This window comes from Geothrix sp. 21YS21S-4, assembly GCF_030845995.1.
Classification (GTDB): domain Bacteria; phylum Acidobacteriota; class Holophagae; order Holophagales; family Holophagaceae; genus Geothrix.
Genome location: NZ_CP132719.1, coordinates 1,741,204 through 1,756,940, shown reverse-complemented (window position 1 = coordinate 1,756,940; position 15,737 = coordinate 1,741,204). Strand labels below are relative to the sequence as shown.

The 15,737-nt window shown below is 60.8% G+C and carries 11 protein-coding genes; 4 read left to right on the top strand and 7 right to left on the bottom strand.

The window, feature by feature from the left end; genetic code table 11:
- The first annotated feature begins 46 nt into the window (after positions 1-46).
- Positions 47-1,060: a Holliday junction branch migration DNA helicase RuvB gene (ruvB, locus tag RAH39_RS07955; protein WP_306589555.1), complete on the top strand. Its 1,014-nt coding sequence runs from the start codon at positions 47-49 to the stop codon at positions 1,058-1,060.
- 16 nt (positions 1,061-1,076) lie between these two features.
- Here the strand turns inward: ruvB and RAH39_RS07950 are convergent, their stop codons facing one another.
- Genes RAH39_RS07950 through RAH39_RS07940 form a run of 3 tightly spaced genes read right to left on the bottom strand, consistent with a single transcriptional unit; the run spans position 1,077 to position 3,513 of the window.
- Complete coding sequence (locus RAH39_RS07950) at positions 1,077-1,580, bottom strand: bactofilin family protein (RefSeq protein ID WP_306589554.1); 504 nt, start codon at positions 1,578-1,580, stop codon at positions 1,077-1,079.
- A gap of 10 nt (positions 1,581-1,590) precedes the next feature.
- Positions 1,591-2,562 (bottom strand): M23 family metallopeptidase, encoded by a 972-nt coding sequence (locus tag RAH39_RS07945; protein WP_306589553.1) that lies wholly within the window; start codon positions 2,560-2,562, stop codon positions 1,591-1,593.
- 60 nt (positions 2,563-2,622) lie between these two features.
- Positions 2,623-3,513, bottom strand: coding sequence for a UbiA-like polyprenyltransferase (locus RAH39_RS07940; RefSeq protein WP_306589552.1), 891 nt, complete (start codon positions 3,511-3,513; stop codon positions 2,623-2,625).
- 285 nt (positions 3,514-3,798) lie between these two features.
- Here RAH39_RS07940 and RAH39_RS07935 point away from each other — a divergent pair, with 285 nt between their 5' ends.
- On the top strand, positions 3,799-6,834 hold the full coding sequence (locus RAH39_RS07935) for a hypothetical protein (protein WP_306589551.1): 3,036 nt from the start codon (positions 3,799-3,801) through the stop codon (positions 6,832-6,834).
- A 310-nt stretch (positions 6,835-7,144) separates the two neighbouring features.
- On the opposite strand, the gene RAH39_RS07930 is transcribed toward RAH39_RS07935, so the two are convergent.
- A complete protein-coding gene (locus RAH39_RS07930) occupies positions 7,145-8,353 on the bottom strand; it encodes an MFS transporter (protein WP_306589550.1) in 1,209 nt (402 codons plus the stop codon).
- Positions 8,354-8,513: 160 nt separating this feature from the next.
- On the opposite strand from RAH39_RS07930, the gene RAH39_RS07925 reads away from it, so the two are divergent.
- Positions 8,514-9,404, top strand: a complete 891-nt coding sequence (locus tag RAH39_RS07925; protein WP_306589549.1) for a LysR family transcriptional regulator — start codon at positions 8,514-8,516, stop codon at positions 9,402-9,404.
- Between the two features lie 67 nt (positions 9,405-9,471).
- On the opposite strand, the gene RAH39_RS07920 is transcribed toward RAH39_RS07925, so the two are convergent.
- From RAH39_RS07920 to RAH39_RS07910, 3 genes are read right to left on the bottom strand one after another with little or no spacing between them, the layout of a single operon-like run.
- Entirely contained in the window at positions 9,472-10,260 is a 789-nt protein-coding gene (locus RAH39_RS07920; RefSeq protein ID WP_306589548.1) for a succinate dehydrogenase/fumarate reductase iron-sulfur subunit, read from the bottom strand.
- An 11-nt stretch (positions 10,261-10,271) separates the two neighbouring features.
- Positions 10,272-12,191: a fumarate reductase/succinate dehydrogenase flavoprotein subunit gene (locus RAH39_RS07915; RefSeq protein ID WP_306589547.1), complete on the bottom strand. Its 1,920-nt coding sequence runs from the start codon at positions 12,189-12,191 to the stop codon at positions 10,272-10,274.
- 16 nt (positions 12,192-12,207) lie between these two features.
- Positions 12,208-12,903 carry a succinate dehydrogenase cytochrome b subunit gene (locus RAH39_RS07910; protein WP_306589546.1) on the bottom strand — a complete coding sequence of 232 codons (696 nt, stop codon included), beginning with the start codon at positions 12,901-12,903 and terminating at the stop codon, positions 12,208-12,210.
- 402 nt (positions 12,904-13,305) lie between these two features.
- Here RAH39_RS07910 and RAH39_RS07905 point away from each other — a divergent pair, with 402 nt between their 5' ends.
- On the top strand, positions 13,306-15,732 hold the full coding sequence (locus tag RAH39_RS07905; protein WP_306589545.1) for a sodium-translocating pyrophosphatase: 2,427 nt from the start codon (positions 13,306-13,308) through the stop codon (positions 15,730-15,732).
- Positions 15,733-15,737 lie beyond the last annotated feature (5 nt).

Below are 15,737 nucleotides of genomic sequence, written 5' to 3'. Positions count from 1 at the left end.
ATCCCCTCGCTGGACACAAGTGGAAGTCCCGTGAGGGAATAGATCCATGCACCGGCACCCCGACCTCGATCCTTCCGCTCCTTCGGAGGACCCGATCGAATATTCCCTCCGCCCGCTGCGCCTTCAGGAATATATCGGCCAGGCCAAGGTGAAGGCCCGCTTGGAGATCGCGCTGCTGGCGGCGAAGAAGCGGGGCGAGGTGTTGGATCACCTCCTGCTGTTCGGACCGCCGGGCTTGGGGAAGACGACCCTGGCCCACGTCCTGGCCAACGAGATGGGCGCGCCGTGCAAGGTGATCCAGGCCCCCGCGCTGGAGAAGAAGGGCGACCTGGCGGCCATCCTCACCAACCTGGAGGACGGCGAGTTCCTGTTCATCGACGAGATCCACCGGCTGTCGGCGCCCATCGAGGAGATGCTCTATTCCGCCATGGAGGACCGGAAGCTGGACATCCTGATCGGCCAGGGCCCCAGCGCCCAGACGCTCAAGGTGGACCTCCGCCCGTTCACGCTCGTGGGCGCGACCACCCGGGCGGGGCTGCTGTCGAAACCGTTCCACGACCGCTTCGGGATGGTGCACCGCCTGGAGTTCTACACCCGGGCCGACCTCGCCATCATCGCGGCGCGATCCGCGAGCCTGCTGGGAATCCACCTGGCGCCCGAAGGCGCCGAGGCCATCGCCCGCCGCAGCCGGGGCACGCCGCGCATCTGCAACCGCCTCCTCCGGCGCTGCCGGGACTACGCGGAGGTGAAGGGCGACGGCACCATCACTTCGGCCTCCGCCGAAGCCTGCCTCCATCTCCACGAGGTGGATGATCTGGGGCTGGACGCCCTCGACCGGGACTACCTCCAGGCGATCTGCCACAAGTACCGCGGCGGGCCCGTGGGACTCCGCACCCTGGCCGCCGCCTTGGGCGAGGACGAAGGCGCCCTGGAGGACCTGGTGGAGCCCTACCTCATGCAGGTGGGATTTCTGGACCGCACGCCACAAGGCCGCAAGGCGACGGAAGCCGCCTACATCTACCTGGGCGTGAAGCCGGATCCGGGGCCGCTGTTCCGGTAGCGCGTCCCTCGCCGGTTCAGTACTTCGTTTCCAGCTTCTTGAGTTCCCCGGCCTTCGGAAGGGGCAGAATCCCGCCCTTGGCGGCGCCGTTCAGGGCGTGCACGGGGGTCGCCGGCACGACGGCCGGAGCGGAAACCGGAGCTTCCGCGGGCCGCACCTGATCCCTGCGGACGCAGACTCCCTGCAGGGTGCCGCCCTCGTCCACGACCAGGGACCCCACCTCCACATCCCCCTCGACGAAGCCGGTGCCGTGGATCTCCAGGCAGTCGCTGATCTTCATGATGCCTTCGGCCCGCCCGGTCACCACCAGGTGTTTGGCGAAGACGTTGCCTTTCACCAGGCCGCCGGGGGCGATGGACACCTCGCCGGTGGAGTGGATGGTGCCTTCCACGGTGCCCTCGATGCGGAGGCTGCGGGCGCCGGTGTGGATCTCGCCGGTCAGGACGACATCCTTCCCCAGCAGGGAATGGATCGCGGGAGCCGGGGGGGATTTGGGTTTGCGGCTGCGGAAGACGGCCATGGGCGCTCCTTCAGGACGGCTTGCCGAGGGCCTTCAGCCACTGGCGCTGGAGGCGGAGGTAGGGCTGGGGATTGACGGCCTTGCCGTTCCGCCGGACCTCGTAGTGGAGGTGGACGCCGGTGGCGTTGCCGGAGCGTCCCATGGTCCCCAGGATATCCCCCCGGGACACCTGCTGGCCGGTTTTCACGTCCACCCGGTTGAGGTGGGCGTAGAGGGTCTCTTCCTCGTCGGTATGCCGGACCCGGACGCCCCAGCCGTAGCGGTCCATCCATCCGGCTTCCACCACTTCCCCGTCGGCCGTGACCTGGATGGGCGTGTCGAGGACGTTGCTGATGTCGAGGCCCGAGTGATAGCCGAGGAGGCCGTCGCCGGCTTCGTTCCCGCGGGAGAAGGGGCTCACCCGGACGCCGAATCCGGAGCTGAGGTAGCCGGCGGTGGGCGGAATCGAGGGGGTATGGCTCCAGGCGCGGAGGACGGGTTCCATCCGGGCGCGCACCACGGCGGCCTGCTTGGCGGTGTAGTCGAGATCCTGGCGCAGCTTGGACAGGCGCTCCCGGGCGCCGGGCGGAATGGGCGCGGCGCTGGATTGGTCCGGCGGGGCGGGGATGGGCGACGTGGTGGGCGCCTTGGGGTCCAGCAGTTTCAGGAGTTCCGTGTGCTGCTGGCGGAGGGTGGCCACCTCGGCTTCCAGGGCCTGGGCCTGGGTGAGGGACAACCGGATCTGCTGCTGCTGCTCCTGCGTTTCCCGCTGGAGACGGCCGAAGTTCATGATCTTTTTCGTGGCCCACAGCCCGTAGCCGGACCCGATCATGGCCAGCGCGGAGAACCCCGCCACGCAGCCCAGGACCCACAGCATCGTCCGGCGGGTGAGGGACCAGCGGAAGGTGCGGTGGCTGAAGACGACCATGACCGTCAGCCACCGCACGGAATCGGGGCGGCTGGAGCGCACGGCGCGTCGACGTTCGGGCTGGGGACTGGACATGGACACCCAGCATACCTGGGAAGGCGTTCGTGATCGAGTCGCCTTCTTACAACGAACGATCTAGATCGGCGCCAGCATCGAGTGCGAAAGCCACCATTCCAAGGCGTGGCCCAAGAAAAAGACGAGGCCAACGAGGCTGTTCAAGGTGAAGAAAGCCTGGTCGATCCGGGAGAGATCCCCTCCGCGCACCAGCCACTGCTCGCGGGCGAGCATGCCCCCGACCGCCGCCCATCCCGCCCAGGCCAGAAAGTGGCTGCCCATGTGGTGGTTGAAACCGGCCCAGGCGGCGAGGGCGAGAAGGTGGAGGGTCCGCGACAGTCCCAGGGCGCCGGCCGTCCCCAGCCGGGCGGGGATGGAGTGGAGCCCCTTGGCGCGGTCGAAGGTCTCGTCCTGGAGGGCGTAGAGGATGTCGAACCCCGCGGTCCAGGCCAGGACGCCCGCGGACAGCCAGAGGGCCGGCGGTTCGATCCGCCCCGCCACGGCGATCCAGGCTCCGAGGGGGGCGCCCGCCAGGGACAGGCCGAGGACGACGTGCGCCCAGCTGGTGAAGCGCTTGCACAGCGAATAGCCCAGGATCACCACCAGCGCCACCGGGGACAGCGCCCAGGTGAGGGGCCCCAGCGCTCCGGCCGCGACGCCGAACAGGACGATTCCCGCCCCCAGCAGAACCATGGCCCCCGCCCGGGAGACCCGACCCGCCGGCAAGGCCCGCCCCGCGGTCCGTGGATTGTCCGCGTCCACGTCCTCGTCCACCAGACGGTTGAAGGTCATCGCCGCCGTCCGAGCGCCCACCATCGCCGCCAGGATCCACAGGATCGTCCGCAGCGGCGGAATCCCCTGCGCCGCCCCCAGCGCCGCCAGGAACGCGAAGGGCAGGGCGAAGACGGTGTGCTCGAACTTGATCATGTCTAGGAGCTCTTTTGATTGATTGAAATATTTCAAGTTACACACCTATTGCGAGATGGGGTGAACTACGAGGTGAACCAAGTCCCATTGCCTCTGCAACCTTGGCCTGGGCCTCGGCGGCTCCCTTGGGGCGTGTTTCGATGTAGCGCATAGTCGTGGGCGGTTTCTCGTGACCTAGCATGAGGCATGATCTGAGAGAGGCGATGAGATCGCTCTTGGCGTTGAGGGCTAGCATCATGCACTTGCCCTGGTTGTACTAGGCCTGCTATGTAGATGCTAGAATCCAGTTTAACGTGTGTTTGGGCACGTAGCTTCGTTAGGAGTGTTGTAATGAAATGGATCCCTCGCTGTTTATGCGCATTGATACTCGTTTGGGTGTGTAACTTCTGTTTACGAGCCCAGGATATGATTAACAGTACTGGTATTGGCTGTACTAATACTAATGTGTTACTTGAAAATTCAGGAAATGTTAAAAATTATGGACTGGCAGGAGTAAACACATTTATTATATTAAATAATTTAAAATATAATTACAAATCAGGCTACGACTATTTGTACTCTTCTACAACAAATAGATATTATAATATCGCTGGAATTTGCGAAAATATGACTCGAGATTCGTCCGGAAACACTTATGAAAGCGGTAGTTATATAATCTATCTATCCGGAGATGTTCGAAGTAGTTTCTCGGCGAATCTTGAAATAAAAATTGCCAAAGGCTTTAAAAATGCCGGAGTGGTGGAGAATGTTGGCCTTGCTGGCAATAATACATTCGTTGTTTTAAATAGTTTAAATTTGAGTTATGAACCACCGTACGACTATTTGTTTTCAGATAAATTACAACAACAAAATAATATCATAGATGCTTATGCGAACACCACACGAGATTCTTCAGGCAATCATAGTGAAACTGGTAGCTACTTGATTTATCTTCCAGGTGATGTGAGGTCAGGATATCCAATAGGAGCAACCATAAATCTTGGAACATATGTCGAGAATTCAGGGAAAGTTGAAAATTATGGACTGGCAGGTGTAAATACATTTGTTGTCTTAAATAGTTTAAAATATAATTACAAACCGGGATATGATTATTTGTATTCTTCTGCAACAAACAGATATTATAATATCGCGGGAATCAATGAGAATCTGACTCGGAATTCGTCTGGGAATAGCTATGAAAGAGGGAGTTACTTAATCTATCTGTCAGGCGATGTTCGAGATGGTTTTTCGGAAAATCTTGAAATAAAAATTGCCAAAGGCTTTAAAAATGCAGGGTTGGTGAAAGGGGTTGGGCTCGCTGACGATAAAACGTTCGTCGTTTTGGATAATTTAACTCTAAGTTATATACCTCCATATGGGTTTCTGTTTTCAGATCTAACGCAGCAATATTATAATATTCTTGAAATAAATAAAGACACATCCCGCGTTTCATCGGGGAATTATTACGAATCCGGAAGTTATTTGATATTCCTGCAAGGCGACGTAAGATCTGATTTTAAAGTAGGCTATACCATTAATTTGGCTTCAGAATTTGAAAATCTTGGATCAATTAAAGGTATCAACTTTGATGGTAATGATACATATATGATTTTAAATGATTTACAATATGATTTTGCCTCTGATTACAATATAGTAGTTTCTAATGCTAATTTTAAATGTTATGATATTATAGATATTGCAAAAAATCAAAACCTAACCGGAATTGAAATGGGAAGCTACTTGGTTCATTTGAAGGGGGATGTAACAAGTTATTTTGCCTCTGGTGAACAAATTAAATTAGGTATAAAAAATAACCAAATCATCGTTTATGATAGAATCGTATTAAGCGATAAAAATATAAGAATCCCAATTGGCAGTTCTCTCCGATTTGAAGAATCAGGATGTATTGAGTTTGCTAATAATTATACATTCAGAATAAATAATTCAATTTATGCAGATTTAAGAACAGTTTTTGCTGTGGGTGGCGATGCTGGAGATATCCTACCTAAGATTGATGGAGTTCCTTTTTGCGTTATTCCGCAATGGTGGGGTGTAAAAACAAAATCATCAGACAATACATTTGTAAATTTTGCCAATAGAGTGATAAATGACGGATGGAATATCGTGATTCCTGCGGGAGAATATTTTGTCGAACCAGCCCTAGTTTATGACCCCCTTAAAAAAGTCTATGTAGATGTTGGATCTATTGCAGTGCGAAATAAAAATAATATCACCATTTCAGGACAAGTTTCAAAACAGGGAGGATCTTCTACAAATTGGCCCACTTGGCTTCATCCATCGGTACAGGATAAAGCATTAAAACCCACCTGCTATCACAGCACATTTGCATTAGATAATTGTTCTAATGTGAGATTAAAAAATATCCGTATTGAGGCAAAAGGTGAATTTTGGGGGTTTGTAGATAGTGTGAATGCGCCAAACGTTTATGGCTCCGAGCGTGCTGAGTGGGCAATATCTAGTGGAGGACATGCGATTTTTATCGCTGAGTCATCAAATATATGTTTAGAAAATATTACTGCTAGATTAGCCGGTTCTTGCGGAGTTATATACATGTCTTCTTGTGATAATATCTTTTTGAGAAACTGCTTCTCAAATGCAAACTCCAAAGGTTTTGCAGCATACGCTGTCGATAATTGGACTAATGCTAATATAAATTCTAATGGAACGTACAATTTTTTATATTGTAACAGTTGGGGTGAGCTATTATATGAATCACTTGCTCCTATCTCTGGCAAAGCGGGGGTTTGTGCTGAAGGGGATGCTGGCAAGGTTTTGAATATAAATATTGAGGGAGGAGTATTTAAAGATGCTGTTTCAGTTGCTAGCTCTTTCCCTGAAGGTGGTAATGGCGTTTACGTTAATTCGACGAACCTGAAAATGAATAATGTTACAATTCAAGATTGTGAAATAGCCGTTGGGGTTAAAGGCAAATCTGCTGCTGATGGTTATAACATCGATATAACAAATTCCTCGATGCTCAACAATAAAGTTTGTGGTGTCTTCATTCACACTGCTAACAATGGGGTCAACAAAATAAATCTAGATAAATCTATAATTACTGCTTGGTCAAACCCTTATTCAATATTGAATGGTGCGAATTATATGCCTAACTTTTATCGGGATCCTATTGCCACTTTCCCGAGCGGGATAGTATTAACAAATTATTATTGGGATCCAAGTCCAGAGAATAAAGCCCAAATTCAAGCGGGAGCTCCTACTTTTGTGATTAATGGTAAGATGATTACAAGCAAATTAGCTACTGATGATCCTACTAAAGTTTTTAACGATAACCAAATTACACCAGGACAGTTTGTGATTAATGATTGTAGAGATTATTCTTACTTGAACAGCCCTGCAAAACCCTAGCAATTCAAGTTTGATATAGGTTTTACGAATCTACTGGCGTACCTGGTATACCAGAATTCGAGGGGGAGAGCCCCGAATTTCTAGCGTACGGATGAAGCCGAAAAAGAAGCGATCCACGGGTGCGCAACGACTGGTGGGGAACGTCTGGAGTTTATGATCGATCTGGGTCATGAACTGGTATTGATGACGTTGGGTCGAGAGGTGGGGGTGGGCTCATCCTGAGCCTGGTCCGTCGGGCTGTCCATGGAAACCATGATCCAGCGATTCGAGCCCGATGTCGCGGGGGAGGGTGGGATTCCCGCTCTGGAGGTCACGGTCTCTTCGCGGAGCCGATCCGGATGAGAAGCGCCACCAGCGCCGTGCCCGTGGCCAATCCCGTCACCGCCCCCCAGCCCCACTGGGCGAACAGCAGGCTGCCGAGGGCTGATCCCATGGCCATGCCGATGAACATCCCGACGAACAGGACCGCGTTCAGGCGGCTGCGGGCGCCGGGGTCGAGGCTGTAGATGATGGTCTGGTGCGCGATCAGGGTGGCCTGGACGCCGAGGTCGAACCCGATGGCGCTGGCGGCGAGGAGCCACAGCCGGGCGTGGGGTGTCAGCAGGGGCATCAGGCCCATGGCGGCGAAGGAGAGCGCGACCAGGGCGGCGCCCAATCGGGTGACCCGCTCCGGGCCCTGGCGGTCGGCGATGTGGCCGGCCAAGGGGGCTCCCAGGGCGCCGGCCGCGCCCGCCAACCCGAAGGCTCCGGCCACGGAACTGCCGAGGTGGAAGGGCGCCCCGTGGAGCATCACGGCCAGGGTGGACCAGAACGCGCTGAACCCGATGGATAGGAATCCCTGCGCCAGAGCCGCGCTCCGCAGCGTGCGGTGGCGGCGCCACAGGCCGGTGAGGGAGCGGAGCAGCGCGCCGTAGGGCAGGTCGGTGGTGGGCTTCAGGCTCGGAAGGCCGCGCCACTGGGCGACGCCGAGGAGGCCGATGCTGGCGGCGGCCGCGAGGAACATGCTCCGCCAGCCGAACCGCTCGGCCACGAAGCCGCTGACGACCCGCGACAGGAGGATGCCGAGGAGTAGCCCCGTCATCACCGTGCCGACCGTCTTGCCCCGCTGAGCCTCGGGGGCCAGGGTCGCGGTGGCCGGCACGATGTCCTGCGCCAGGGTGGCGGACAGTCCGATCGCGAGGCTCGCCGCGAGCATGATCCCGATGGACGGCGCCAGAGCCGCCGTCAGCAGCGCGGCCGCGAGGAAGGCCGACTTCACCAGGATGATGCGGCGCCGATCGTAGCGATCCCCGAGCGGCGCCAGCAGCAGGATGCCCAGGGCGTAGCCCAGCTGGGTAAGAGTGGGAACCAGGCCGATGCTGCGGGTCGAGGCGTGCAGATCGGCGCCGAGGACGCCCAGCATGGGCTGGTTGTAGTAGAGGGAGGCGACGGCTAACCCGGCACCGGCGGCGAGGAGGAGGATGAGCGAGGAGCGGAGAGCCTCTGAAGGCTTATCATGTTGTTTGAGAATGGAAGTCATGGAGCGCTCCTCGAAAATGAAAGCCATATCGCGATTTTAGGGACGGAGGACCAGAAGGGTAGTGGCCCGCATCGCACATTTGATATACGTTTACTGCATGAATGATGTCCCCTCATCCCCTTTCGCACCGTTAGCCGGCGCGGGGGATCGCCTGGAACGGATGCAGACCTTCGTCCGGATCGTGGAGGCCGGCAGCTTGTCGGCGGCGGCGGCCCAGATGGGGACCACCCAGCCGACGATCAGCCGCCGCCTACAGGCGCTGGAGTGCTCGTTGGGACTGCGGTTGCTCCAGCGGTCCACGCACGCCATGCGGCTCACGGTGGACGGGGAGCGGTGCTTCGAGCGCGCCAAGGACCTGCTGGCCCGGTGGGATTCCTTCGAGGCGGAGCTTCGGGGAACCGACGATCAGCCCGAAGGGATCCTGCGGGTGGTGGTGCCCCACGCCTTCGGCCAGGAGCTGCTCGTCCGATTGCTGGCCGATTTCCTCCGCGGGCATCCCCGGGTGACGGTCGAGTGGCTGCTGCACGACGACATCCAGGATTTCATCGCGGCGGGGGTCGATTGTGCCATCCAGGTCGGGGAAGTGCGCGACCCGGCGCTGGTGACGATCAAGGTGGCCGAAGTGCCCCGCATCGCGGTCGCCGCGCCTTCGCTGCTGAAGGCGGGAACCGCCCCCGAGCGCGCCGAAGAGCTGGCCCTACTCCCCTGGCTGGCCCTGCGCCCCTACTACCGCAACGAAGTGGCCCTCACGCATGCCGTCACGGGCCAGACCGCGCGGATCCCCATCCATCCGGTGGTGAGCACCGACAGCCTCTATGCCCTGCGCAGCGCCGCCGTGATGGGGCTGGGGGCGTGCGTCGCTTCGGCTTGGATGCTGGCGGAGGATCTCGAAAACGGGCGGTTGATCCACCTCGCGCCGAGCTGGCAGGCGCCCGCGCTGCCGGTCCACCTCGTCTATCCCTACGCCCGCTATTACCCCGCGAGGCTGCGCCGCTTCGTGGAGGCCATGCGGGAGGCCATTCCGGGCGCGATCGGGGACGGAAAGCCGTGAGTGAAGCGGTCCAGCCATGAAAACGCCCGGCGGCTGCCGGGCGTTTTCTTCGGGAAGGAGCAGGCGTCTAGCCCACGCCCCCGCCACCCGCAGTCGCGGGACGGTAGGTGAGGCTGGCCTTGATGAAGTCGCGGTTCATGCGCGCGATGTTCTCCATCTTGATGCCCTTGGGGCAGGCGGCTTCGCACTCGCCGTGGTTGGTGCAGGTGCCGAACTCCTCGGCGTCCATCTGGGCGACCATGTCGCGGACGCGGATGTAGCGTTCGGGCTGGCCCTGGGGCAGCAGCGCCAGCTGGCTGATCTTCGCGGAGACGAACAGCATGGCGCTGGCGTTGGGGCAGGCGGCCACGCAGGCGGCGCATCCGATGCAGGCGGCGGCATCCATGGCGAGGTCGGCGTTCTCCTTGGGGATGGGCAGGGCGTTGGCATCCTGCGGCGTCCCCGTGGGGGCGCTGATGAACCCGCCCGCGGCGATGATCCGGTCGAAAGCGCCGCGGTCCACCATCAGGTCCTTGAGCACGGGGAAGGCCTCGGCGCGCCAGGGCTCGATGGTGATGCTGTCGCCGTCCTTGAAGCTGCGCATGTGCAGCTGGCAGGTGGTGGTGCGCTCCTTGGGCCCGTGGGGGCGGCCGTTGACGACCATCCCGCAGGTGCCGCAGATGCCTTCGCGGCAGTCGTGGTCGAAGGTGATGGGCTCCTCGCCCTTGCGGATGAGGCCTTCGTTCACGACGTCCAGCATTTCCAGGAAGGACATGTCGGGGCTGATGTCGGCGGCGGGGTACTCGATGAACTTGCCGTCGCACTTGGCGTTCTTCTGGCGCCACACGTGGAGGGTGAGATTGAGGTGCTTGGACATGGCTCAGATCCTCACTTGTAGCTGCGGGTCGCCAGGTGGACGTTCTCGAAGGCGAGCTGCTCGGTGTGGCGCACCGGAGCCTGGCCTTCACCCTTGTATTCCCAGGCGGCGACGTGGCAGAAGTTCTCGTCGTCGCGGAGGGCCTCGCCGTCCTCGGTCTGCCATTCCTCGCGGAAGTGGCCGCCGCAGGACTCGCGGCGCTCCAGGGCGTCGAGGCACATCAGTTCGCCGATCTCCAGGAAGTCGGCCACGCGGCCGGCCAGTTCCAGGGACTGGTTCACTTCGCCGCCGCTGCCGGGGATCCGCAGATTCTTCCAGAATTCCTCGCGGATCTGGGGAATGAGCTGGAGGGCCTTCTTGAGGCCGGCCTCGTTGCGGGCCATGCCGCAGAACTCCCACATGACCTTGCCCAGTTCGCGGTGGAAGTGGGTGGGGGTCTCCTTCCCGCCGATGGCGAAGAGCTGCTTCACCCGGTCATCCGCGACCTTCTCCGCAGCCTTGACCGCGGGATCGTCCGCCTTGATGCGGGAACCGGGCTTGATGCCCGCGAGGTAGCCGCCGATGGTGTAGGGGATCACGAAGTAGCCGTCCGCCAGGCCCTGCATCAGCGCCGAAGCGCCCAGGCGGTTGGCGCCGTGGTCGGAGAAGTTGGCTTCGCCCAGCACGAACAGGCCGGGGATGGTGCTCATCAGGTTGTAGTCCACCCACAGCCCGCCCATGGTGTAGTGCGTGGCCGGGAAGATGCGCATGGGCGTCTTGTAGGGATCGTCGTCCGTGATGCGCTCATACATTTCGAAGAGGTTGCCGTACTTCTCCTCGATCTTCTTGGCGCCCAGGCGGTTGATGGCGTCCTGGAAGTCCAGGTAGACGCCCAGGCCCGTCTGGCCGACGCCGCGGCCGTCGTCGCAGACCTGCTTGGCGGCGCGGCTGGCGATGTCGCGGGGGGCCAGGTTGCCGAAGGAGGGGTACTTCCGCTCCAGGTAGTAGTCGCGGTCCTCCTCGGCGATCTGGGAGGCGGGCTTCCCGCAGTCCTCTTTCCGCTTCGGAACCCAAATGCGGCCGTCGTTGCGGAGCGACTCCGACATGAGCGTCAGCTTGCTCTGGTGGTCGCCCGTGACGGGGATGCAGGTGGGGTGGATCTGGGTGAAGCAGGGATTGGCGAAGGCGGCGCCCTTCTTGTAGGCGCGCCAGAGGGCCGTCCCGTTGCAGCCCTTCGCGTAGGTGGCGAGGTACATCGTGTTGCCGTAGCCGCCGGTGGCGATGCAGACCGCGTCGGCGACGTGGGACCGGATCTCGCCCGTCACCATGTCGCGGGTGACGATGCCCTTGGCCACGCCGTCCACCACGATCAGCTCCTGCATCTCGTGGCGGTCGTGCATCTTCACCGTGCCGAGGCCGACCTGGCGCTGAAGGGCCTGGTAGGCGCCCAGCAGCAGCTGCTGGCCGGTCTGGCCCCGGGCGTAGAACGTGCGGCTCACCTGGGCGCCGCCGAAGGAGCGGTTGTCGAGGAGTCCGCCGTACTCGCGGGCGAAGGGCACGCCCTGGGCCACGCACTGGTCGATGATGTCCACGCTCACCTGGGCCAGCCGGTGGACGTTGGCCTCGCGGGCGCGGAAGTCGCCGCCCTTCACCGTGTCGTAGAACAGGCGGTAGACGCTGTCGCCGTCGTTGCGGTAGTTCTTCGCGGCGTTGATCCCGCCCTGGGCCGCGATGGAGTGGGCGCGGCGCGGGCTGTCCTGGTAGCAGAAGCATTCCACTTCGTAGCCCAGCTCGGCCAGCGAGGCGGCGGCGGCCCCGCCCGCGAGGCCGGAGCCCACCACGAGGACCTTGTACTTGCGCTTGTTGGCCGGATTCACGAGCTTCAGATCGAAGCGGTGCTTGTCCCACTTCTTGTCGATCGGGCCGTCTGGGATTCGGGAATTGAGTTCCATGGGACGCTCCCTGGGATCAGTGGATGAGGCCGGTGAGGACGGCGATGGGGAAAGAGATGTTCCCGGCCACGACGACGAGGGTGAGGCCCGTGGCGATGTGGCGGCGCAGCGCGTCGTAGCGGGGATGCACGAGGCCCAGGGACTGGGTGGTGCTCCACACGCCATGCCACATGTGCAGGCCCAGGCAGAGCTGGGCCACGATGTAGAAGGCCGCGACCGCGGGGACCTGGAAACCCTTCACGAAGTTCTGGTGGGGATTGGCGGGATCGAAGGCGGGATGCACGCTGCCGAAGGTCAGGTGCAGCAGGTGGTAGACGATGAACACCGCCAGGATGACGCCGCTCCAGCGCATGGTGCGCGACGCCCAGGTGGAGGCCGAGGTCTGCTGGAGGCGGTAGCCCACCGGCCGCGCCGCCATGTTGGCCTTGGTGAGGCTCGCGGCCGCCCACAGGTGGAGGATGGCGGCGGTCAGCAGCACGGCCCGGAAGATCCAGATGCCGGCGCCGTGCACCATGTGGTGGAGGAACTTGGCGTACTCGTTGAAGGCTTCCGATCCCAGGTAGGCCTGCATGTTGCCGAGCATGTGGACCGTGGCGAACCCGAAGAGGATGACGCCGGTGACGGCCATGACGACCTTCCGGCCTACGGACGAAGCCATGAAGCCGCGGCCGCGCGCCTCGGCGCCCGCGATGCTGTGTTCAGCGACGGACATAGGGAACTCCTTGTGATGACGGGACGGTGGATCCGGACGCCCGGGGGGGTCGGTGGGGTCCGCTTTTCAGATGGGGGCCATATCTGACCCCAGTATCCTCGGAGGCGTTCCGAATCCCAAGCCCTAATGCCGGTCTGCGCGGCCCCGGAGAAGCGCGGAAAATCGGGCCAGGAACGAGACGCCGTCGCAGTCGAACGGGAGCGGCGGCGGCCTCCGCACTTGCGGCGGAAGCCCGTTCCCAGCTATCTTCGGACACGATCTAGACATGCTCTTTGGTGGGTCGCCCCCGGAGGGGGCTCGCGCCGATTCGGTGCGGACTGCCGGGATGTGCAGACCACCCCTTCGTTTCATCTCCCCCGACTTTCCGTTCTCCCTTTCCTGTATCCATCTGGAGGAAACACGATGACGAAACGCCTTCTCGGCGCCCTGGCGTCCACCCGCGTCTCCAAGGGCGCTCTCGCCCTCGGCGCCTTGCTCACGGGTCCGGCGGCCTTCGCGGGCGAAGCGGAGCTGAAGATCCCGGCCCTCAAGGGCGTGTTCCTGGGCATGACGGGCCACAGCCTCCTGACCATCGGGCTCTTCGTCTGCTTCCTGGGGATCGCCTTCGGCCTGGTGCAGTACTCCCAGATCCGGAACCTCCCGGTCCACAAGTCCATGGCCGAGATCTCCGAGCTGATCTACGAGACCTGCAAGACCTACCTCGTGACGCAGATCAAGTTCATCTCCCTGCTGTGGGCCTTCATCGCGGTGATCATCGTCGCCTACTTCCGGTTCCTGGCGCATACGCCCATGGGCTGGGGACAGGTGATCGTGATCCTGCTGTTCTCGATCGTCGGCATCCTCGGCTCCGTCGCCGTGGCGTGGTTCGGCATCCGCATCAATACCTTCGCGAATTCCCGCACCGCCTTCGCCAGCCTGGGCGGAAAGCCCTTCCCCACCATGGAGATCCCCCTCAAGGCGGGCATGTCCATCGGGATGCTGCTGATCTCGGTCGAGTTGGTGCTGATGCTCGCCATCCTCCTGTTCATTCCCGGTGACGCGGCCGGCCCGTGCTTCATCGGCTTCGCCATCGGCGAGTCCCTCGGCGCCGCCGCCCTCCGCATCGCCGGCGGCATCTTCACCAAGATCGCCGACATCGGTTCCGACCTGATGAAGATCGTCTTCAAGATCAAGGAAGACGACGCCCGCAATCCCGGCGTCATCGCCGACTGCGTGGGCGACAACGCGGGCGATTCCGTGGGCCCCACGGCCGACGGTTTCGAGACCTACGGCGTCACCGGCGTCGCGCTCATCACCTTCATCCTGCTCGCCGTCAAGGAGCCCTCCATCCAGGTGTCCCTGCTGGTGTGGATCTTCGTGATGCGCGTGGGCATGATCGTGACCTCCGCCGGCTCCTACTGGCTGAACGGCCTGTGGGCGAAGGCCAAGTACGGCGCCGCCTCCAAGTTCGATTTCGAGGTGCCCCTCACCACCCTGGTGTGGCTGACCTCCATCGTCTCCATCGTGATGACCTACGTCCTGTCCTGGGTGCTGATCGGCAACCTGCCCGACCACCTGTGGTGCAAGCTCTCCACGATCATCACCTGCGGCACCCTCGCCGGCGCCCTGATCCCCGAGCTGGTGAAGGCCTTCACGTCCACCAACTCCGGTCACGTCCGCGAGGTGGTGACGGCCTCCAAGGAAGGCGGAGCCTCCCTCAACATCATCTCGGGCATCGTCGCGGGCTATTTCTCCGCCTACTGGATGGGCCTGACCATCGTGGCCCTGATGGGCGGCGCCTACTACGTCTCCACGTTCGGCCTGGCGGGCTTCATGGATGCCCCGGCGATCTTCGCTTTCGGCCTGGTGGCCTTCGGCTTCCTGGGCATGGGCCCCGTGACCATCGCGGTGGACTCCTACGGCCCCGTGACCGACAACGCCCAGTCCGTCTATGAGCTCTCCACCATCGAGACCATTCCCGGCATCGAGCAGGAGATCCAGAAGGACTTCGGCTTCAAGCCCGACTTCGAGGAAGCCAAGATGTTCCTCGAGGAGAACGACGGCGCCGGCAACACCTTCAAGGCCACGGCCAAGCCCGTGCTGATCGGCACCGCGGTCGTGGGCGCCACCACCCTGATCTTCTCGATCATCCAGGTGCTCAACGGCAAGTTCGGCGTGGAGAATGTCTTCCGCGGCCTCTCCATCATCAACCCGCTCTTCCTGCTGGGCCTGGTGACCGGCGGCGCGGTGATCTTCTGGTTCTCCGGCGCGGCCTGCCAGGCCGTGGCCACGGGCGCCTACCGCGCGGTGGAGTTCATCAAGCAGAACATCAAGCTGGATTCGGGCGCCACCAAGGCCTCCGTGGAGGACTCCAAGAAGGTCGTGGAGATCTGCACCCAGTACGCCCAGAAGGGCATGTTCAACATCTTCCTGGCGGTCTTCTTCTCCACGCTGGCCTTCGCCTGCGTGAACCACTACTTCTTCATCGGCTACCTGATCTCCATCGCCGTCTTCGGGCTCTACCAGGCCATCTTCATGGCCAACGCCGGCGGCGCCTGGGACAACGCCAAGAAGCTGGTGGAGACGGAGCTGAAGGCCAAGGGCACGCCCCTTCACGACGCGTGCGTCGTGGGCGACACCGTGGGCGATCCCTTCAAGGACACCTCTTCCGTGGCCATGAACCCGGTCATCAAGTTCACGACCCTGTTCGGCCTCCTCGCCGTCGAGCTCGCCATCGAGCTGAATCCCATGACCGCCCACATCGCGGCCCTGGTGTTCTTCGTGATCTCCACGGTCTTCGTGTGGCGTTCGTTCTACGGGATGCGCATTCCCGTGATGGGCCAGAAGTAGGAGCC

Coding starts and splice junctions, on each gene's coding strand:
- ruvB (WP_306589555.1), top strand. CDS start 47: ATGCACCGGCACCCCGACCTCGATCCTTCCGCTCCTTCGGAGGACCCG.
- RAH39_RS07950 (WP_306589554.1), bottom strand. CDS start 1,580: ATGGCCGTCTTCCGCAGCCGCAAACCCAAATCCCCCCCGGCTCCCGCG.
- RAH39_RS07945 (WP_306589553.1), bottom strand. CDS start 2,562: ATGTCCAGTCCCCAGCCCGAACGTCGACGCGCCGTGCGCTCCAGCCGC.
- RAH39_RS07935 (WP_306589551.1), top strand. CDS start 3,799: ATGAAATGGATCCCTCGCTGTTTATGCGCATTGATACTCGTTTGGGTG.
- RAH39_RS07930 (WP_306589550.1), bottom strand. CDS start 8,353: ATGACTTCCATTCTCAAACAACATGATAAGCCTTCAGAGGCTCTCCGC.
- RAH39_RS07925 (WP_306589549.1), top strand. CDS start 8,514: ATGCAGACCTTCGTCCGGATCGTGGAGGCCGGCAGCTTGTCGGCGGCG.
- RAH39_RS07920 (WP_306589548.1), bottom strand. CDS start 10,260: ATGTCCAAGCACCTCAATCTCACCCTCCACGTGTGGCGCCAGAAGAAC.
- RAH39_RS07915 (WP_306589547.1), bottom strand. CDS start 12,191: ATGGAACTCAATTCCCGAATCCCAGACGGCCCGATCGACAAGAAGTGG.
- RAH39_RS07910 (WP_306589546.1), bottom strand. CDS start 12,903: ATGTCCGTCGCTGAACACAGCATCGCGGGCGCCGAGGCGCGCGGCCGC.
- RAH39_RS07905 (WP_306589545.1), top strand. CDS start 13,306: ATGACGAAACGCCTTCTCGGCGCCCTGGCGTCCACCCGCGTCTCCAAG.